Here is a 19,617-nt window from a genome sequence, read left to right as displayed (position 1 = left end):
ATCCATTTAAACCAATCATAAATGAATCGCTTTAAGCTATCTACTTTTATTTTCCTTTTTCTATTTATTTCGTTTACATCATTAAATGCGCAGGAAAGTCAGCAATCACAGTCTATAAACGATGGTTCTATAAACGAAAAATTCGAGTTTGTACTAAGAAAATCCGGTAATTTCAAGGGCACTAACGGGCAAGCTTATGAAGCCGTTAAGCGCAGTATGTTTCTTAGCTTACAAAGACATACTATAGATTCCATTAATACGCTGAAGAAAGAATTATCTAATTCAAATGCCACTATAACAAGTCAGGATAAAGAAATTAATGAGTTAAAGAGCAATTTGACACAAACGCAAACCACGTTAGATAATACCAATAAGGAAAAAGACAGTATGGCACTGTTTGGTATGCAGATGAGTAAAACCGGTTATAATATGCTTATGTGGACCATTATAGCTGCTTTACTGGCACTGCTTATCTTGTTTATTTATAGGTTTAAAAACAGTAATGCCGTTACCAAACTGGCAAAACAAAACCTTGCTGAAATTGAAGAAGAGTTTGACGAGCACCGTAGAATTGCTCTGGAACGCGAACAAAAAGTAAGACGTCAATTGCAAGATGAAATAAACAAACAAAAAGGCGTGCAATAAATAATATCACATAAAAAACTAAAAAAGCTGTCTAAAAAACTAAATTTTTGTCAACCTGAACTCGTTTCAGGTTCTCATAGTCTCTAATAATCAGTAAAATGAGATTCTGAAATAAATTCAGAATGACAATTTCAAATATTCTTTAGACAGTTTTTTATTTGATTCTTGCTATGTATCTATCTTGAATAATTAGGGGATTCTTTGGTAATGGTCACATCATGTGGATGACTTTCATTGATGCCGCTGGCTGTAATTTTTACAAATTGCCCATGCGCTTTTAACGTTTCAATATCTTTGGCACCACAATACCCCATACCGGCACGTAAACCACCTATGAACTGGTGAATGCTTTCATATAGATCGCCCTTATAAGGGACACGTCCTACAATGCCTTCCGGTACTAATTTTTTAATATCATCTTCCACATCCTGGAAATAACGGTCTTTACTACCTTGTTTCATAGCTTCCACAGAGCCCATGCCACGATAGGATTTAAACTTACGACCTTCATATATGATAGTCTCTCCAGGCGATTCCTTAGTTCCCGCCAGCAACGATCCTAGCATAACCGAATCCGCACCGGCCGCAATGGCTTTAGGAATATCGCCTGTATATCTGATACCACCATCGGCAATTACAGGAACACCGCTTCCCTTTATGGCTGCAGAAACTTCTAAAACCGCAGAAAATTGTGGAAAACCAACACCGGCCACTACACGCGTCGTACAGATGGATCCGGGACCAATACCTACTTTCACAGCGTCGGCTCCTGCTTCCACCAAATATTTGGCGGCAGCACCCGTTGCTATATTTCCAACAATAACATCCAATTCCGGGAATTTTTCTTTTATCTCTTTTAAAACGGTAACCACGCCTTTGGTGTGCCCATGGGCCGTATCAATAACCACAGCATCAACACCCGCCCCTACCAGAGCTTCGGCACGCTCCACAGCATCCGCTGTAACACCTATGGCAGCAGCAACACGTAAACGTCCGTATTTATCTTTATTGGCAATGGGCTTCTGGCTTAACTTGGTAATATCCCGAAACGTAATTAAACCGGAAAGTTTATAGTTATCATCAACTATTAACAATTTTTCAATTTTATGTTTTTGAAGAATGATCTCGGCGTCCGATAACGACGTTCCAACCGGAGCGGTTACGAGGTTTTCACCGGTCATTACCTCAACGATGGGCCTTTTATTTTTGTGCTCAAAGCGAAGATCCCGGTTAGTGACAATACCCTTTAAGGTACCTTCATCATTAACAATGGGAATCCCCCCGATACCATGTTCCGCCATAGCGCGTTTTGCATCTCTTACCACAGCATCCATTGGTAAGGTTACCGGATCCATGATCATCCCGCTTTCCGCACGTTTTACACGTCTTACTTTGTTAGCTTGCGCCTCAATGGTCATATTCTTATGAAGAACGCCAATACCACCTTCCTGTGCCATGGCAATGGCCATCTTACTTTCTGTAACCGTATCCATTGCGGCCGAAATTATAGGCACATTAATGGTAATGTTACGTGTGAATTTGGTTTGGATATTTACTTCGCGCGGAAGTACTTCTGAAAATGCCGGAACTAAAAGGACGTCATCGTAGGTTAAACCCTCTCCTACTATCTTATTTTGATGTGCAGTCATGGTGCAATTACGTTATAATTGCGTGCAAATATACAATTTATAAATGAATTTAGGCTTAAAAAGTGATAATCACCAAGCTAAAATTAAACCTATAAATTACTAAATAGACTTCAAAGTAATTTATCTAAGTAACCATAAATCAAAAAACACATCAATTTAAGACAAAGAATTGTACGTAATTCTCTACAAAAAAAGAACATCATACAAAAAATAGAATCATAAATAACTGATAAACAGAATTTTAAAAACTTTATTTTTATTTATTCTAAATAAATTTTGAAAAACTAAATATACAATATAGATTTGCATACCAGAAACAATAATTATTTTTAATTAGTCTAAATAAATGAAAAAACTGACCTTATTTTTGTTACTGGGTATAGCTACAATTGGCAATATTAACTCCCAAGAAAACCCTGAAGAACACCCTGAAGAAAAAACTAAAGATTCTATTCAAAAACTTGACGAAGTGATTATTAAGTCGGGCACTATTTTTGGAAACAAGTATGTAGCCAAAAATAGAACGGGTTCCGCTTATTATATTTCACCAGATGAACTAAAAAAACAAAGTTATACAGATATTAATCGTGTATTAAAAACTGTACCTGGAGTAACTTTTTATGAGGAAGACGGATTTGGTTTAAGACCTAATATAAGTTTGAGGGGTACGTCACCTGAAAGAAGTGCTAAAATCTCATTAATGGAAGACGGTATCCTCATTGCTCCCGCTCCCTATAGTGCTCCTGCTGCTTACTATTTTCCTTCTGTAGCCAGAATGGAAGCTGTAGAGATCCTAAAAGGAAGTAGTCAAGTTCAATATGGACCATTCACAACAGGTGGAGCTATTAATATGGTTTCTACTAAAATACCGGATTCCTTTAAAGGAAATGTTAGAGCTAGCCTAGGAAGCTTTAATACAGGTTTAATTCATGCCAAAGTCGGGGATAATAAAACGAACATTGGATATATGGTTGAATATCTTAATTACAATTCTGATGGCTTTAAAAATTTACCTAATGGAAGTAATACAGGATTTAATATAGACGATGTAGTTGCTAAATTTAGGATACACAGCAATAAAGATGCTCTGTTACAACAAGCTTTAGAATTTAAGTTTCACTATTATGACGAAGTATCCAATGAAACTTATTTAGGGCTTTCTGAAGAGGATTTCAATATATCTCCCTTTAGTAGATATGCTGCTTCTCAAATAGATAAAATGAATGCAGACCATATTCAATTACAAGTAAGCCATACATTAAACTTGAATAAAAACTTTAGAATCACAACTGACGGTTACTACAATCGTACTACAAGAAATTGGTACAAACTGGATGATGTTATTTTTAATGGAGATAAACAAAAAATAGCAGAAGTAGTTTCAAATCCTGCAACATATCCAGATCATTTTTCAATCTTAAAGGGCGTTGTCAATTCAAATAATGATGAACTACTTGTCAAAGCTAACAATAGAAAATACTTATCTAAAGGTATTCAAACCAAGCTGGATTATCACTGGTATGGTAATAATACTTTTCATGATCTGGAAATTGGTTTAAGATATCATTATGATGAGGAAGATCGTTTTCAATGGGAAGACGGTTACAACATCATTAATGGTGCTATGAATCTAACCTTTGATGCTCCTGAAGGTTCGGAAGCAAACAGAATTAGTAGTGCCAAAGCTTTTGCCGGATATGTTATGCACAAAATGAAGTACAATAATTTAACTTTAACACCTGGAATTAGATATGAAAACATTACGCTTCAAAGAGATAACTACGGAACATCTGATTTTGGCAGAACAGGCAATGACCTTTCTACCAGAGAAAATAAGGTAGATGTATTTATACCTGGTATTGGTTTTAGTTATCAACTTTCGAAACAAGTCTCCTTATTTGGCGGTGTACACAAAGGATTTTCGCCTCCTGGTAATCAGGAAGGTGAAAAAGCAGAAGAGAGTATCAACTATGAACTTGGTTCTCGTTTTTCTTTAGGAAGAATACAAGGTGAATTAATTGGTTTCTATAATGATTATAGCAATTTACTTGGTAACGATCTAGCGGCTACCGGAGGTACTGGCTCTCTAGATCAATTTAATGCCGGTGAGGTAGCTGTAAACGGTATAGAATTTTTATTAAACTATGATTTATTAGCTAAAAACAATAAATTAAAATTACCATTAACATTTGGGTATACATTAACCAATACTGAGTTTTTGAACAGTTTTGGAAGTGACGACAGTCTTTGGGGTGAGGTTAATGAAGGTGATGAACTTCCTTACATTCCGAAACATCAATTTAACTTTGGCGCTTCGCTGGAACACGCAAAGTACGAACTCAACTTAAATGGGCGTTACAACGGAGAGTTTAGAACGCAAGCGGGCAATGGTACTATACCCAGTAATGAATTGGTCGATTCTAACTTTATCATAGATATATCTGGTAAATATCACCTTTCAAAAAACATAAGCTTATCTGGTAGAATTATTAACTTATTAGATGAAACTTATGCTGTTTCCAGAGTTCCTGCAGGCCTTAGACCAGGACACCCATTTGGTGCTTATGGTGGTTTCGAATTAAGATTCTAAAATATAGAAATATTAAAGTGCTATTTATTTTAATAGCGCTTTTAATCAAAAAGCATTCCCTGAGGCTCTTCCTTGGGGAATGCTCATTCTAGGAAATTCTTTATTTTCTAATAGTAGTTATTAAAAATTTTGGAAGCTTCGTTAAAAGCACTTTCAAAACTAAGTGCATTTAAGCTATTAAGCTGCTTTGAAGTAAAATATGAAAGGAGCTTTTCTGTGGGCATATTACCTGTAAGTTCGTCTTTTGCCATAGGACAACCACCAAAACCCTGAATGGCGCCGTCAAAACGTTTACAACCGGCTAAAAAAGCAGCCTCCACTTTTTCGAACCAGGTACTGGGTGTTGTATGTAAATGTGCCCCAAATTCTATGTTGGGGTACTTAGGAATCAAGTTTGAAAATAAATAGGTAATACTTTCCGGAGTGGAACTCCCAATGGTATCGCTTAAGGATAAAATTTTAACCCCCATTTCATGCAACCGTTCGGTCCACGCTCCTACAATGTCAACATTCCACGGATCACCGTACGGATTTCCAAATCCCATAGAAATATAGACCACAACCTCTTTATTAGAGCTATCGGCCAACTCTAGAATAGCTTTCAAAATATCTACCGACTGTGCAATGGTTTTATGGGTATTACGCATTTGAAAGTTCTCCGAAATAGAAAACGGATACCCTAGATAATTAATTTCAGGATGCAAACAGGCATTTTGTGCACCCCGAACATTAGCTACTATAGCCAATAATTTACTACTGGTCTTACTTAGATCCAATTGCCCCAGTACTTCGGCCGTATCTACCATTTGAGGAATGGCTTTTGGCGATACAAAACTTCCAAAATCAATCGTATCAAAACCAACACGCAATAAAGCCTGAATGTACTGTACCTTTTGTTCCGTTGGAATAAACTGTTTTATGCCTTGCATGGCATCCCGTGGGCACTCAATGATTTTAATTTTTTCAGGCATGCACTGATCTATTTCAAGGATAAAAATACTATTAATTTTTGTAAGGCAATTACAATTATCATGACATAAAAATAAACATCAACTAAAATCTACCATGAAAAAAATTACTTCTTTATTCATACTTACCATTTTATGTTCTCCCTTATTATTCAGTCAAAGTGTGGCCACTTATGATATTGTTTTTGAAAGTATTTGGGATTCAACCACTAATGACCCCACAAATGGTTGTAGCACTATAGATTTACCCGGAGGTGCCCATTGGTCCTCTTTAGTGGGGGCCACGCATGCTACAGCAAACACTTTTTTGGAAATGGGGCAAGCAGCTACACCGGGCATTGAATCTGTTGCCGAAACCGGTGCTTATGGAACGTTTCAGACTGAAGTTACTTCAAATGCTGATGCCGACCAATTTATAAATGGCGGTGGCTTAGGTTCCGGAAAAGGCACCATATCCATTAGTGACCTACAAGTAAGCGAAAATTATCCATTGTTAACGCTGGCTTCAATGATTGCTCCAAGCCCGGATTGGTTTATAGCAATAAACAGTTATGATTTAAGAAATGGAGGCTCCTGGGTAAATTCGGTAACTATAGATCTATTTCCCTATGATGCAGGAACCGAAGATGGCACCGGGTATTCTTTAAGTAACCCGGCTACAACACCACAAGGCGTTATTACCAGTCGTTCTAACACTACACCATTTAATGAGAAAAAAATAGGAACTATCACAATAACCTTGAAATCGGTTTTAAATACTATAGATAGCCGTCTGGGGCAATTATCATTTTACCCTAATCCGGCCAGGGACCATATCATTATTTCTAACTCAAAGAACATTCAATTAAGAACTATTGAGATATATAATGCCATTGGAAAGCGCAGTAAAATTTTCCCGGTTAGAAATAATGTTTCCGACTTTCAATTAGATATATCATCTTTAAATTCCGGTATTTATTTATTAAAAATAAATGCTATTAACGATGAAAGTCTTACTAAAAAACTCATTATAAAGTAGCTAAATTTTAATATACCCATAAAATCCTACGCTTAAACGTTTTTATTAGCTAGCCTTTGCTATAAGATATACATTTGGGCAAACGTTTCGCCCCAATGAAATTCTTTATTAGTAGGTTTATATATATTTTCGTTTCGATATTTTTATCGTCAATAGGCTTACTTCCCTCTCAAAATAACGATGCGCATTGTGGTACTCAGTTTTCTTCAGAACAACTAACGTTCTTTAATGATATTAAACCGCAATTATTTCCTGTTGAACAAAAATTTCTATCCAATAAGTTCAATAAAAATGATGTGCCTACCAAAATGGTTAATGCTATTCCCATTAAAGCCCACATTATAAGGTACTCAAACGGAAGCGGTGGTTTATCTGAATCAGATTTGGATAAAGCTATCGAAAACTTAAATCAATCTTTTACGGGCTCCAACCTGGAATTCTTTCTTTGCGGCGCTATTAATTATATTGATGATGATGCCTTGTGTCATTTTAGAAAGGGTAACGAAGCACCGTTAATTGAGGAAAACAATGTTTCAGGGGTAATAAACATTTATTTTACGGAATACCTGGAAAATGATTCTGACGAGAGTATTTGCGGTTATAGTAACAATGAAAGAACCAAGGACTTTATTGTTGTAAAAAATGATTGTGCTACCAACGTGTCTTCTTTAGCTCATGAAATGGGGCATGTTTTCTCATTATTGCACACGCATGGACCTGATAATGATACTTTAACAACGGAATTAGTTGACGGCAGTAATTGTGATACCGACGGCGATGGTATTTGTGACACACCTGCGGACCCACAACTTTCTCATGAAAATGTTAATAATTTTTGTGAATACACAGGCACAGTTACTGATGCTCATGGGCATGCATTTACCCCGGATACCGGCAATATCATGTCTTATTCGTTAAAAGCTTGCAGATCGCATTTTTCCGACCAACAACTGGCAAGAATGTATGCCTTTTACATGACCCAAAAACACTATTTGTCATGCCCTTCTTTTCATGCCGATTTTAGTGTTGATATAAGCCAGACCTGTGAAAACAACCTGACAGTAAATTTCAGTAGTGCCTGTTCCGGCATCATGAATTGGGAATGGGATATGGATTCTGATGGTATCACGGATTATACAGCCCCAAGCCCAACCCATACGTTTAATTCCGGAGTTTATGATGTGACATTAACTGTATCTGATAATTCAAATACCATTAGTAAGACCTATTCCGGGCTTATAAAGGTTGGCGTTACAACAGACGCTTTATTTGATGAGAACTTTAATGATTTTGAAATAGCCGGAGACCATGGCTGGACAACGAATGATATCTCTAAAACCGGTTATAATTGGTTAGTAAATCATGGGGAAACCCCATCGGAAAACACAGGACCTTTGAATGACCATACAGAAGATGGTGTTTTAGGAAAGTATATTTATGCTGAAGCTTCTGAAGGAAACCCGGGAGATGTCGCTGAATTCATTTCGCCCTGCATTGATGTTGTTTATGAAAATTCCGAAATTGAATTTGCTTACCATATGTTTGGAGAAAATATTGGAGAATTACATGTTGATGTTAAAACAGCGTCAGGGTTTATATTAGATGTCATTCCGCCACTTATTGGCAGCCAACAACAGCAGCAAACAGAAGCTTTCCTGACTAAAAATATTGATTTGTCATCTTACACCGGTGAAACTATTAATATAAGATTCAGAGCCATTAAAGGGCCTGGTTGGGATGGCGATATTGCTATTGATGCCGTTTTCTTAAAAACTATAAGTGTCCCTATATCTGACGAAACCGTCAGATTGTACCCCAATCCGGTAAAGGACGATTTATTGTTTGTAAAAACTACAGATGAAAACAAAGACCACCTGGTCTATGAGATTTCTAATTTGGTTGGGCAAACCTTTTCATCAGGCGAGGTTACAGCGCGACCTATCAATGTTAGTGATTTAGCCAGTGGTACTTACTTGTTAACTATAACCGGTAAAAATTCTAAAGTAACTAAACGGTTTATTAGGTAGTTTTAAGAATAGCTTTATTAATACTTTTAATCAATTTGGGGCCTTCATAGATAAACCCTGTATAGATTTGAACCAAATCGGCTCCTGCTTCAATTTTTTCCAGAGCATCTTTAGCAGAATGAATGCCGCCAACACCAATGATCGGGAAAGCCTTATTACTTTTATCTGCCAAATGTTTAATCACCCTGGTACTCTTATCTTTAATGGGTTGTCCGCTTAAACCTCCATTTCCAATGGCTTCCAATTGTTCTTCAGAAGCTTTTAAACCGGCTCTGTCAACCGATGTATTACTGGCTATAACACCATCGAGGTTAGTGTCTTTTATAAGGTCTGCTATCTCATCTAACTGGCCATCATTTAAGTCCGGGGCAATCTTTAAAAGTACTGGTTTTTGCTTTTCAAAACCAGCATTGGCATTTTGAACCTCATTAATCAATTCTTCAAGATAATCTTTGTCATTTAACTTGGCATGACTCCCTACATTAGGACAACTTACATTTAATACAAAATAATCAACATAAGGATGCAAAGCTTTAAAACACTTTAAATAATCTGCCGTATAATCTTCTGGCTTTGTCTCAGTATTTTTCCCAATATTTCCTCCAATGATAAGCTTTCCTTTATTTTTCTTAAGTTGCTCAATGGCAGCCTCCAGCCCTTCGTTATTAAACCCCATTCGGTTGATAATGCCATGGTCGTCTTTAAGCCTGAATAAACGTTTCTTAGGATTTCCGGGTTGTCCTTTAGGCGTTACTGTGCCTATCTCTATAAAGCCAAATCCAAAATTGGCCAACTCATTGTACAACACCGCATTTTTATCAAACCCTGCCGCCAATCCCACCGGATTTTTAAAAGTAAGTCCCAATACATGGCGTTCCAGGCGTTTATCTTCAATGGTATACAAACCTTTTAATAACGATGATAAACCAGGTAGTTTAGAGGTGAATTTTATTAAAGAAAACGTAAAATGATGTATTTTTTCAGGATCGAATAAAAAGAAAATAGGGCGAAGCAGTAGTTTATACATCTGTTTTATTTGTGCAAAAATACTCCGAAATAATCTAAATAAAAAATTAATAATTGTACTTTTGGTTAGCCCTACCTGGGGTACTTTTTATCGCATTCTTAACACACTAATTTCATTCAAAAAATGATTTCAAAAGACCATATCATCAAACGATTTATAAGTTATGTGACTATTGATACGGAATCTGATCCGCATTCTGAAACAACGCCCAGTACGGCAAAACAATGGGACCTGGCCAATAAGCTGGCCGAAGAACTAAAAGTTATAGGGATGCAGGATGTTAATATTGATGAGAATGCTTATATCATGGCAACCTTGCCAAGCAATGTTGATCATGATGTACCAACCATTGGGTTTATTGCACATTTTGATACCTCCCCGGATTTCACCGGTGCTAATGTTAAACCACAAATTCATGAAAACTATCTGGGTGGTGACATTTTGCTTAATAAAAAAGAACGTATTGTATTATCTCCGGATTACTTCGAAGATCTTCGGCTTTACATAGGGCAAACGCTTATTACAACGGACGGTACCACACTTTTAGGAGCCGACGATAAAGCAGGTATTTGTGAGATTGTTTCAGCCATGGAATACCTGATCAATAATCCTGAGATCAAACATGGCAAGATCAGAGTCGGTTTCACACCGGATGAAGAAATTGGCAGAGGCGCTCATAAGTTTGATGTTAAAAAATTTGGGGCAGACTGGGCTTATACCATGGATGGAAGTCAAATTGGTGAATTGGAGTATGAAAACTTCAATGCGGCATCGGCTGTTGTTAAAATTAAAGGCAAAATAGTACATCCCGGATATGCCAAAGGCAAAATGATAAATTCCATGTATATAGCAACTGAGTTTATAAACTCATTACCCAGAATGGAAACACCGGAGCATACCGAAGGCTATCAGGGGTTCTTTCATTTACATAATATGAAAGGGGCCGTTGAGGAAACGGTTTTAGAATATATCATTCGTGACCATGATCGTCGCCACTTTGAAGCCAGAAAAGACGTGATGCAAAAGCTAACCGACGAACTAAACTTGCAATATGGAAATGAGACGGTTACTGCCACAATAAAAGACCAGTATTTTAATATGAAAGAAAAAGTAGAACCCGTGATGCATATTGTTGACATTGCCGAGGAAGCTATGAAAGCCTTGGGTATTACACCTTTAATTAAGGCTATTCGAGGTGGAACCGACGGGTCTCAATTAAGTTATATGGGGTTACCATGTCCTAATATTTTTGCTGGCGGACATAATTTTCACGGACGTTATGAATATGTTCCTGTGGAAAGTATGATCAAAGCTACCGAGGTCATTTGTAAGATTGTTGAACTGGCTGCATTACAAAAAGAAGCTTAATTAGCTTATTTTACCCTCGATAAAAAGCCAAAATTTTCGGCAAATTTCCAATTTAAATTTCCATAAAATTTTTAGCGTGGAAAATTGTGTTTTAATCGAAAAAAATATTTTGTAGGATATGTTTTATATATTTTTGGATAAGCTATTAATCCATTAAATCAATTTACAAATGAAAATCAAGGGTAATGTTTTCGTTAAAACATTTAAAATTATTGCCATAGTATTAGTATTTATACTTTGTGGCAACGCAAATGCCGCTTCGGCCAGTTCAAACTCATTAAACAATCTTCCTCTAAGTACCATGACTGCTTCCAGTCATACGTATGCTCTAACATTTTGGGATTGGTTCGGAAACAAGAAGAAGAAGAACAAGAAGAACAAGGATAAGAAGAAGAAGAACAAGAAGAACAAGGATAAGAAGAAGAACAAGAACAAGAACAAGAAGAAAAAGGGGACAGACTCTATCCCATTAGATGGTGGTCTAGGTATTTTATTATTAGGTGCAACGGCTTTTGGAGTTAGAAAACTTAGAAACCGAAAATAAGCTTTTAATAATAAATACATTTTAGTTCTTACTAATTGCCATCAAATAAAAAGGCTCATTCTGGAAAAGAGTTTTTTTATAAACACAAAAAACTAAAAATCAAGACAATATTGTTATTATTGAATTTTACAGACAAAATTCAATAACTATAGAGACAAACAGAACTAACGTTCTGTTCCCTAAAAATCTTTTGGCAGGGTATGTTTTATATTTTTGAATAGCTATTAATCCATTAAATCAATTTACAAATGAAAATCAAGGGTAATATTTTCGTTAAAACGTTTAGAATGGTTACCATAGTATTTGTTTTTATCTTATGTGGTAACACCAATACTGCTTCAGCCAGTACAAACTCAATCAAATTAAACCATGTTCCTTTAAGCACCATCACTGCTTCAACTCATACATATGCTTTAACAAATAGCTGGTCCGAATGGTGGAAGAAATGGTGGAAAGACAACAAAAACAAAGACGAAGTCAAGCGCAAAAACAGAAAATGGTGGAAGAAATTTTGGAAGAATGCATGGGACAACAACAACGAAAACAACTTACCCGAAAAGAGGAAGAGAAATAGGACAGACTCCATCCCATTAGATGGTGGTTTAGGTATTTTATTATTGGGGGCTGCTGCATTTGGAGTTAAAAAGTTAAGAGGCAAAAAATAAAAATGTTCTTTTTATAATATTAAAATAAGGCTCAAATATTGAGCCTTATTTTTTTTGTTTAAAAAGTTAAGTTCATAACTTTAGTACCACGATTAAAACTATGACATGAAAAAAGTAAGTTCCGTAGAAGAATACATAGAGATTAATTCAAAATGGTCTGAAGCCCTTTCGCTCTTAAGATCCCTATTAATATCAACTGAATTGGAAGAGACACTTAAATGGAGTATTCCAACCTATACCATAAATGGAAAAAATGTCTGTGGTATAGGCGCCTTTAAAGAACATTTTGGGCTTTGGTTTTTTAACGGGGTCTTTCTTAAAGATGAGCATAAATTACTTAGAAATGCGCAAGAAGGAAAAACCAAGGCCATGCGTCAACTCAACTTTGCTTCCATAGATGACGTGGATAAAAACATTGTGCTTCAATATATAAAAGAAGCCATTGAGAACCAGAAACTAGGCAAGGAGGTTAAACCGGACAGAACTAAAAAGGAAACTGTTATCCCTGATGAATTAAATAATTTGTTTGAAACACATAAAGAGTTAAAAGACCGTTTCGAGTCTTTAACCCCTTATAAACAACGTGAGTATTGTGAATACATCCAAACTGCCAAACGGGAGGCCACCAAACAAAACCGTTTAGAAAAAATCACACCCATGATTTTACAAGGTGTTGGTTTACATGATAAATACAAAAACTGCTAAAACTAACCAATAACCAACCATAATTTATGAAATTCAATAATATCCTGGAAAGTATAGGTAACACCCCTGTTGTAAAGTTAAATAAGTTATTTCCGAATGCAAATGTTTGGATGAAACTTGAAAAAGCAAACCCAGGCGGTAGCATTAAAGATAGAATAGCCATGGCTATGATTGAAGATGCCGAAAAAAGAAACATCCTTACAAAAGATACCGAAATTATAGAGCCCACTTCGGGAAATACGGGTATTGGCCTGGCCATGGTAGCTGCTGTAAAAGGTTATAAGCTTACTTTGGTAATGCCGGAATCTATGTCTGTTGAGCGCCGTTCCCTAATGGCTGCCTATGGTGCAAATCTTGTTCTTACCCCAAAAGAAGAAGGCCTGGGAGGCACTTTAGCCAAGGCTGATGAATTAGTTGCAAACAATGATAAGGCCTGGATGCCCTCTCAATTTACAAATCAGGCAAATCCGGAAATACACAGAAAGACTACGGCCCTGGAAATTACAAATGACTTTCCTGAAGGTATAGATTATTTAATTACTGGTGTCGGTACCGGAGGACATATTACCGGAATGGCTGAAGTCCTGAAAGAGAAATTTCTCCATTTAAAAGTATATGCTGTAGAACCGTCTGATTCTGCCGTAATATCCGGTGAAGAACCGGGCCCACATCCTTTACAGGGTATCGGCCCGGGGTTTGTTCCGGAGGTGTTCAACATTGATATCATTGATGGCGTATATAAGATCACCAAAGAAGAGGCTTTTGAAGAAGTTAAGAACATAGCCAAAACAGAAGGGATTTTGGTTGGAATTTCTACCGGAGCCTCTCTGGCCTCGGTTAGAAAACACCTGTCTGTGGGTAATGTTAACGGAACCATTTTAACAATGAACTATGACACTGGCGAGCGGTATCTTTCCGTTGAAGATTTATTAGATTAAAAACCGTAAAAAAGGCTTCCGTTTGGAAGCCTTTTTTTATAAAATATAGGTTTTGCCTTTATTTTGCAGGTGCATTTAACTTATTGCTCATTTCCATGGAAATAGCAGAACGCTCTAATTTTAACTTGCCTGACATAGTCTCCATAATACAGGTACCGTCTTTGTCATTGAGTTCTAAAATTTTTCCGTGCAAACCGCTCTTGGTAATGACCCTGTCTCCCTTTTTAAGTTCTGCAGCGAATTTCTTTTCCTTTTTAGCGCGTTTCATCTGTGGTGCAATCATAAAGAAATACACTACCACAAACATTAAAATAAATGGCATAAATGCCCCGATTCCTCCTTCTCCCATTATATAATTTATTGTGCCGGGTTAACAGCTGGTTTAATAGCATTTGGATCTTTTACAAATGCCGTTATTTTAACAGTTTCTTTTCCTTTTTCAGTATTAGCGGTAACTGTAATGGTTTTTGAAACTTTGTTAGTACCACTGCCATTAAACGTTACTGTAAACTCTCCGGAACCACCAGAAGCCAATGGCTCCCTGCTCCAATCCTGGGGAACTGTACAACCGCAAGAGCTTTTAATTTCAGTTATCACTAAGGGGGCATCTCCAACATTTTTATATTTAAATACCGTAGATACTTTGGTTCCTTTTTCTATCTCACCAAAATCGTGCTCGGTTTTATCAAACTCAATTACAGGAAACTTAGATGCTTTAGCATCTCTTTCAGCGGCAGCTGCTATATTTTTTTCATCAATCTTTTTAGCTGCATTTTCTTTACAAGAAGTAAAGACAATCAGGCATAAAGCACTTAAACCTAAAAATATTTTCTTCATTTTAAATCTATTTATCTATTAATCGCAGTAAAAGTAATAATTATTTAACCGATTAAAAACTTTTCAAAAACAACTTAACAAGAAATTATAACAAACCTCTGCCTATTTTATTCAAGGCTCCGGAATCATTGTATTCTTTTACCAGTTTATCTAAAATACCATTAATAAAAATGCTGCTTTTTGGCGTTGAATATTCTTTGGCAATTTCCAAGTATTCATTAATGGTCACTTTCACGGGTATAGACGAAAACTTTTGCAACTCACAAATGGCCATTTGAAGCAAAGTATAGTCAACATCTGCAATCCTGTCGGCATCCCAATTTTTGGTTTTTTTATCAATTTCCTTGTTCAGGGCAGATCTGTTCAATAAGGTTTTCTTAAACAGGTCTATCGCAAATTGTTTGTCTTCATCTTCTTTATAGAGTTTAGGCACAAAATGAGATGGGTCCGAATTTGCTTTAGCTTTTCTTAAAAGCTTTAAAATGGTAGTATTAACGGTTGGAAGGTCATCTAGCCAGGTCAGGTTTTTGTCTTCAATATATTCGTAAAGCTTGTCGTTTGGTGCAATAATCTCTTTGAACATATCTATAACAAATTGCTTATCCTCTTTAAAATCAGAAACCCTCGTTTGCATATAGTCCTTATATAATTCACTGGACCTTACCGCTTTAAAGATGACATCAACGTATTCGTTATCAAGTTCCCAATTGTTTATTTTATGAGATTCCAACTGGTGCTTCAACTCTAAATTGTTACTTAAAAGTTGAAGCAATTGATTGTTTATAAACTTTCTGTTAGGGTCTCTGTCCTCAGCAGTGGCAAGATGTTTTTGCTGCTTCTTTAGCAAATCTTTTTCAGCTCTTTTTCTAACCTCCAGAAGTAATGAGATTAATAAAAGATAAAGATTGTACATATTACTTATACTAAACAATAAAAACTTTTGATCTTTACTAAAATCATCACTTTCACTTCCTTTATAGCTATATAAAGTCTGCATTACTTTTACACGAATATGTCTCCTGTTTAGCATAATTACAAAGAACTTAAATTAAAATAGAGTAAAACATTTACTGCTTTTTACGCTGCAAAAATAATATTATTTTAAAAAGGAACTCTATTTTCAATCTTATATTATTGTCAACATAACTTTAGAATATTTTTAACAATTACTAAGCCGCTTTAAAGCTAATTATAGTTTTATATACGTTATATTTGTTTTCTTGTTGATTTGGTTTTAAATGAAAGAACTACAGCATTTAAATAAATATTTTTTAAAGTATAAAACACACCTTATATTAGGTAGCATCATTACCGTTGCTGCCAGAATATTTTTGCTTTATACCCCCAGATATGTAAAAAAGATCTTTGTTGCCATTGAACGATTTGCCAATGACGCTATTACAAAAGATGTTTTTAAATCTGAATTAGCCATTGCCATTCTCTGGATCATTGGAGCCGCTTTGATTGCTGCGGTACTTACTTTTTTTATGAGACAAACCATTATTAATGTATCACGTTATATTGAGTTTGACTTAAAAAATGAGATTTATGAGCAATACCAGCGATTGTCTTTAAACTTCTATAAGAAAAACAGAACCGGTGATTTAATGAACCGCATTACTGAAGACGTAGGCAGAGTACGCATGTATGCAGGTCCGGCCATTATGTACAGTATCAATACTGTAGCACTGTTTGTTGTGGCACTAATTTATATGTTTAAAGCCGCTCCTACCCTGACCCTTTATACTATTTTGCCGCTTCCCATACTCTCAGTCATTATATATAAACTGAGCAAGGAAATTCATAAAAGAAGTACCATAGTACAGGAATATTTGTCTAAACTATCAACGTTTACACAGGAATCATTCAGTGGCATTTCAGTTATAAAGGCTTATGGTATTGAACCTCAAACAGCATCAAGCTTTACATCACTTGCCAATGAAAGTAAAGATAAACAAGTTAATCTTGCCAAAGTACAGGCCTGGTTTTTTCCCATGATGATTTTACTGATAGGCACCAGTAACTTATTGGTCATCTACATTGGTGGTATGCAATATATAAATGGCGAAATTGAAAGTTTGGGCACCATTGCGGAATTTATCATTTACGTCAATATGCTCACCTGGCCGGTTGCCACAGTTGGCTGGGTAACGTCTATTGTGCAACAGGCAGAAGCGTCGCAAAAGCGTATCAATGAGTTTTTAAAGATTGAACCTGAAATTAAAAATACCGTTGACATTTCAACAGAAATTAGCGGTGATATTGCCTTTAATAATGTATCGTTCACTTATGATGACACCAATATCCAAGCTTTAAAAGGCATAAGTTTTTATATAAAAGAAGGTGAAACACTTGCTATTTTAGGGAAAACAGGCTCAGGAAAATCAACTGTTTTAGATCTGATAGGAAGGCTTTACGATATAGATGAGGGCACTATTTTGGTTAATGATACCAAAATTAAAGATCATAATTTATACAATTTAAGAGACAGTATTGGTTACGTGCCTCAGGATGCTTTTCTATTCTCAGACACTATAAAGAACAATATCAAATTTGGTAAAGAAGACGCTACCGATGACGAAGTCATTCAAGCAGCCAAAAACGCTCAGGTACATAAGAATATTGTAAAATTCAATAATGGCTATGAAACTGTTTTAGGTGAGCGTGGCATCACCCTTTCGGGCGGACAAAAGCAACGTGTTTCTATTGCCAGGGCTATTATAAAATCGCCAAAAATATTATTATTTGATGATTGTCTTTCGGCTGTAGATACTGAAACTGAAGAGAAAATCTTAAAAAACCTTGAAAAAATCTCAAAAGGCAAAACCTCGATCATTGTGAGCCACAGAGTATCATCGGCTAAAAATGCCGATAAAATTATTGTATTGGATGGAGGCAAAATAGTACAGGAGGGAACACACGAAACACTTATAAACACAGATGGTTACTACAAACATTTGTACCTGAAACAAATCAGTGAAACCACTTCAAAATAAACTCTGTATCAATTATTTATCTGTTCAAAATTTTTAAATATATGCAACAAAAAAGAACATTTAAAAAAGAAACTTCATAATTTGTTGGTTAGTAACTGTTTTTTTTAGATTTTTGATACACAAACGATAATTCAAATAAATATTTATTTAACTATGAATAACAATGATATGATGGAGAGAGAAGAGATATTTTCTAAGGTACTGAGGGCCGGAAGACGCACCTATTTTTTTGACGTAAGAGCTACCAAAGCAGATGATTATTACTTAACGATTACCGAAAGTAAAAAGTTTACAAATGATGATGGATCATTCCACTATAAAAAACATAAAATATATATCTATAAAGAAGACTTTGCTGAGTTTAAAGATATTTTAGCGGAAATGACTGACTATATTATTGATCAGAGAGGAGATGAAGTCATTAGTGAACGTCACCAAAAAGATTTCAAGAAGGAACATAATAATAGTGAAGAGTATACCAGTGCCAAATCTGAAACAGAAGACACTTTAAAAACTACCGAGAGTTTTACTGATGTTGACTTTGACGATATATAGTGTTCATAAGGAAATTATCAAAAGCCGCTATTCTATAGCGGCTTTTTTATTATAATTTAATTGCTAAAAGTGCCAAAACTAAAGTTAGACTAAAGTATCCCAAAGCTATAAACCAGCCAAAATAGGCTAACAGGACAAAGGTTAGCAATAAAACCCAAAAAGGCACCAGGGTTAAGGCCACAGTAAATCGAAATGTCGATTTAAACTCCAATTCCGTTATTTTTGGTTCAATGATTAGTTTCCATATGGTATAAGGTAAGATCAAATTGAAAATAAGTAATCCTTTAAAAAGCGTTCTTAAACCATTTATATTGGACTTCGCTTTTTGCTCACAATTAGTAAATCCGCTTTTAATACATGTATTAACATCCTGAGGCTTTAAAAAATCAACTTGTAATGCCAATAATCGTTTTAAATCATTCTGATAGTGCTCCTGTGGAATATGAGTTGTCAATTTCATTAACTCCGATTGAATGCTTTCTTTCAGCTTAATAACTCCTTCGGTTTTACGTTCGGAAACAAAGCGCTTCGCTGCTATGGGTTTTCCAAAAAACATAGCAGTACTATCTGGAAAACCAAGGGCATTCTTATAATTTAACCCAACGGGAACCAATTGCAAATCCATATCAGGATATTTGTTTAAAGTATCAAAGACTATTCTTGTAAAGCCTTTACTAAGCGGCCTTACACGTCTTGCCAAATTGTGGTTCCCTTCCGGAAAAATGACAATAGCCTCTCCGTCTTTCAATAATTCCGAGCAGGTTTCAAAAATGGCATTGTTGTTTGTTAAATTATTCCATCCATCTCTAATTCTATACACCGGAAGCATTTGCAAACTCTTCAATAACTTACTTACAAACTTCTTTTTAAACACCGCTGCCCTGGTAAGAAAAAAAGAAAATCTGGGTCCGTAAACAGCAATTAAAAGGGCATCTAAAAGGGCGTTTTGGTGGTTTCCCAAAAACAACACCGGTTTATCTTTAGGAACATTTTCAATATGGTGAATGACTACTTTTTTAAAGTAAAAAAACATTCCCAGCCTTAAATAGGTACGTACGCTATGTAACCAAAGTTTTTTCAAATTC

The 19,617-nt window shown here is 35.7% G+C and carries 18 protein-coding genes; 11 read left to right on the top strand and 7 right to left on the bottom strand.

From position 1 onward, the window contains the following. Positions 1-21 precede the first annotated feature (21 nt). The gene (locus Q0983_RS05865) at positions 22-645 is read left to right on the top strand and encodes a tRNA (guanine-N1)-methyltransferase (RefSeq protein WP_299550184.1); all 624 of its coding nucleotides are present in this window, start codon (positions 22-24) and stop codon (positions 643-645) included. 176 nt (positions 646-821) lie between these two features. Here Q0983_RS05865 and guaB read toward each other — a convergent pair whose 3' ends face one another. Continuing rightward, complete coding sequence (guaB, locus tag Q0983_RS05860) at positions 822-2,294, bottom strand: IMP dehydrogenase (RefSeq protein WP_299550182.1); 1,473 nt, start codon at positions 2,292-2,294, stop codon at positions 822-824. Positions 2,295-2,640: 346 nt separating this feature from the next. On the opposite strand from guaB, the gene Q0983_RS05855 reads away from it, so the two are divergent. Continuing rightward, a complete protein-coding gene (locus tag Q0983_RS05855) occupies positions 2,641-4,884 on the top strand; it encodes a TonB-dependent receptor (RefSeq protein WP_299550180.1) in 2,244 nt (747 codons plus the stop codon). A gap of 107 nt (positions 4,885-4,991) precedes the next feature. Here the strand turns inward: Q0983_RS05855 and Q0983_RS05850 are convergent, their stop codons facing one another. Continuing rightward, the gene (locus tag Q0983_RS05850; protein ID WP_299550178.1) at positions 4,992-5,855 is read right to left on the bottom strand and encodes a hydroxymethylglutaryl-CoA lyase; all 864 of its coding nucleotides are present in this window, start codon (positions 5,853-5,855) and stop codon (positions 4,992-4,994) included. Positions 5,856-5,949: 94 nt separating this feature from the next. On the opposite strand from Q0983_RS05850, the gene Q0983_RS05845 reads away from it, so the two are divergent. Then, positions 5,950-6,870: a spondin domain-containing protein gene (locus tag Q0983_RS05845; protein WP_299550176.1), complete on the top strand. Its 921-nt coding sequence runs from the start codon at positions 5,950-5,952 to the stop codon at positions 6,868-6,870. Between the two features lie 95 nt (positions 6,871-6,965). After that, the gene (locus Q0983_RS05840; protein ID WP_299550174.1) at positions 6,966-8,897 is read left to right on the top strand and encodes a T9SS type A sorting domain-containing protein; all 1,932 of its coding nucleotides are present in this window, start codon (positions 6,966-6,968) and stop codon (positions 8,895-8,897) included. Here the strand turns inward: Q0983_RS05840 and Q0983_RS05835 are convergent. After that, positions 8,890-9,924 carry a quinone-dependent dihydroorotate dehydrogenase gene (locus tag Q0983_RS05835; protein WP_299550172.1) on the bottom strand — a complete coding sequence of 345 codons (1,035 nt, stop codon included), beginning with the start codon at positions 9,922-9,924 and terminating at the stop codon, positions 8,890-8,892. The genes Q0983_RS05840 and Q0983_RS05835 overlap by 8 nt on opposite strands. Before the next feature lie 123 nt (positions 9,925-10,047). On the opposite strand from Q0983_RS05835, the gene pepT reads away from it, so the two are divergent. From pepT to cysK, 5 genes are all read left to right on the top strand, one after another. Then, positions 10,048-11,292, top strand: a complete 1,245-nt coding sequence (pepT, locus tag Q0983_RS05830) for a peptidase T (protein ID WP_299550170.1) — start codon at positions 10,048-10,050, stop codon at positions 11,290-11,292. 169 nt (positions 11,293-11,461) lie between these two features. Then, positions 11,462-11,836, top strand: coding sequence for a PID-CTERM protein-sorting domain-containing protein (locus tag Q0983_RS05825; RefSeq protein WP_299550168.1), 375 nt, complete (start codon positions 11,462-11,464; stop codon positions 11,834-11,836). Positions 11,837-12,084: 248 nt separating this feature from the next. After that, entirely contained in the window at positions 12,085-12,501 is a 417-nt protein-coding gene (locus tag Q0983_RS05820) for a PID-CTERM protein-sorting domain-containing protein (RefSeq protein WP_299550166.1), read from the top strand. Positions 12,502-12,606: 105 nt separating this feature from the next. Then, the gene (locus tag Q0983_RS05815) at positions 12,607-13,206 is read left to right on the top strand and encodes a YdeI/OmpD-associated family protein (protein WP_299550164.1); all 600 of its coding nucleotides are present in this window, start codon (positions 12,607-12,609) and stop codon (positions 13,204-13,206) included. Positions 13,207-13,232: 26 nt separating this feature from the next. Further along, entirely contained in the window at positions 13,233-14,144 is a 912-nt protein-coding gene (cysK, locus tag Q0983_RS05810; protein ID WP_299550162.1) for a cysteine synthase A, read from the top strand. A 58-nt stretch (positions 14,145-14,202) separates the two neighbouring features. On the opposite strand, the gene yajC is transcribed toward cysK, so the two are convergent. From yajC to nusB, 3 genes are all read right to left on the bottom strand, one after another. After that, entirely contained in the window at positions 14,203-14,493 is a 291-nt protein-coding gene (gene yajC, locus Q0983_RS05805; RefSeq protein WP_299550160.1) for a preprotein translocase subunit YajC, read from the bottom strand. 8 nt (positions 14,494-14,501) lie between these two features. Next, on the bottom strand, positions 14,502-14,981 hold the full coding sequence (locus Q0983_RS05800) for a DUF1573 domain-containing protein (protein WP_299550157.1): 480 nt from the start codon (positions 14,979-14,981) through the stop codon (positions 14,502-14,504). 85 nt (positions 14,982-15,066) lie between these two features. Further along, positions 15,067-15,978 (bottom strand): transcription antitermination factor NusB, encoded by a 912-nt coding sequence (gene nusB / locus Q0983_RS05795; protein WP_299550154.1) that lies wholly within the window; start codon positions 15,976-15,978, stop codon positions 15,067-15,069. Between the two features lie 241 nt (positions 15,979-16,219). Between nusB and Q0983_RS05790 the strand changes: the two genes are divergently transcribed. Next, on the top strand, positions 16,220-17,977 hold the full coding sequence (locus Q0983_RS05790; protein WP_299550151.1) for an ABC transporter ATP-binding protein: 1,758 nt from the start codon (positions 16,220-16,222) through the stop codon (positions 17,975-17,977). 153 nt (positions 17,978-18,130) lie between these two features. Continuing rightward, the gene (locus Q0983_RS05785) at positions 18,131-18,532 is read left to right on the top strand and encodes a PUR family DNA/RNA-binding protein (protein ID WP_299550148.1); all 402 of its coding nucleotides are present in this window, start codon (positions 18,131-18,133) and stop codon (positions 18,530-18,532) included. Positions 18,533-18,581: 49 nt separating this feature from the next. Here the strand turns inward: Q0983_RS05785 and Q0983_RS05780 are convergent, their stop codons facing one another. After that, positions 18,582-19,613, bottom strand: coding sequence for a lysophospholipid acyltransferase family protein (locus Q0983_RS05780; RefSeq protein WP_299550145.1), 1,032 nt, complete (start codon positions 19,611-19,613; stop codon positions 18,582-18,584). Positions 19,614-19,617: the final 4 nt, after the last annotated feature.

It is taken from the genome of Seonamhaeicola sp., assembly GCF_028281565.1.
GTDB lineage: Bacteria > Bacteroidota > Bacteroidia > Flavobacteriales > Flavobacteriaceae > Seonamhaeicola.
Note: the sequence above shows the minus strand (reverse complement) of the source record. Positions and strands in the feature narration are given on the sequence as shown.

Coding starts and splice junctions, on each gene's coding strand:
- Q0983_RS05855 (WP_299550180.1), top strand. CDS start 2,641: ATGAAAAAACTGACCTTATTTTTGTTACTGGGTATAGCTACAATTGGC.
- Q0983_RS05800 (WP_299550157.1), bottom strand. CDS start 14,981: ATGAAGAAAATATTTTTAGGTTTAAGTGCTTTATGCCTGATTGTCTTT.
- Q0983_RS05865 (WP_299550184.1), top strand. CDS start 22: ATGAATCGCTTTAAGCTATCTACTTTTATTTTCCTTTTTCTATTTATT.
- Q0983_RS05820 (WP_299550166.1), top strand. CDS start 12,085: ATGAAAATCAAGGGTAATATTTTCGTTAAAACGTTTAGAATGGTTACC.
- Q0983_RS05785 (WP_299550148.1), top strand. CDS start 18,131: ATGAATAACAATGATATGATGGAGAGAGAAGAGATATTTTCTAAGGTA.
- cysK (WP_299550162.1), top strand. CDS start 13,233: ATGAAATTCAATAATATCCTGGAAAGTATAGGTAACACCCCTGTTGTA.
- Q0983_RS05815 (WP_299550164.1), top strand. CDS start 12,607: ATGAAAAAAGTAAGTTCCGTAGAAGAATACATAGAGATTAATTCAAAA.
- Q0983_RS05790 (WP_299550151.1), top strand. CDS start 16,220: ATGAAAGAACTACAGCATTTAAATAAATATTTTTTAAAGTATAAAACA.
- Q0983_RS05845 (WP_299550176.1), top strand. CDS start 5,950: ATGAAAAAAATTACTTCTTTATTCATACTTACCATTTTATGTTCTCCC.
- Q0983_RS05840 (WP_299550174.1), top strand. CDS start 6,966: ATGAAATTCTTTATTAGTAGGTTTATATATATTTTCGTTTCGATATTT.
- Q0983_RS05850 (WP_299550178.1), bottom strand. CDS start 5,855: ATGCCTGAAAAAATTAAAATCATTGAGTGCCCACGGGATGCCATGCAA.
- yajC (WP_299550160.1), bottom strand. CDS start 14,493: ATGGGAGAAGGAGGAATCGGGGCATTTATGCCATTTATTTTAATGTTT.
- nusB (WP_299550154.1), bottom strand. CDS start 15,978: ATGCAGACTTTATATAGCTATAAAGGAAGTGAAAGTGATGATTTTAGT.
- pepT (WP_299550170.1), top strand. CDS start 10,048: ATGATTTCAAAAGACCATATCATCAAACGATTTATAAGTTATGTGACT.
- Q0983_RS05825 (WP_299550168.1), top strand. CDS start 11,462: ATGAAAATCAAGGGTAATGTTTTCGTTAAAACATTTAAAATTATTGCC.
- Q0983_RS05835 (WP_299550172.1), bottom strand. CDS start 9,924: ATGTATAAACTACTGCTTCGCCCTATTTTCTTTTTATTCGATCCTGAA.
- guaB (WP_299550182.1), bottom strand. CDS start 2,294: ATGACTGCACATCAAAATAAGATAGTAGGAGAGGGTTTAACCTACGAT.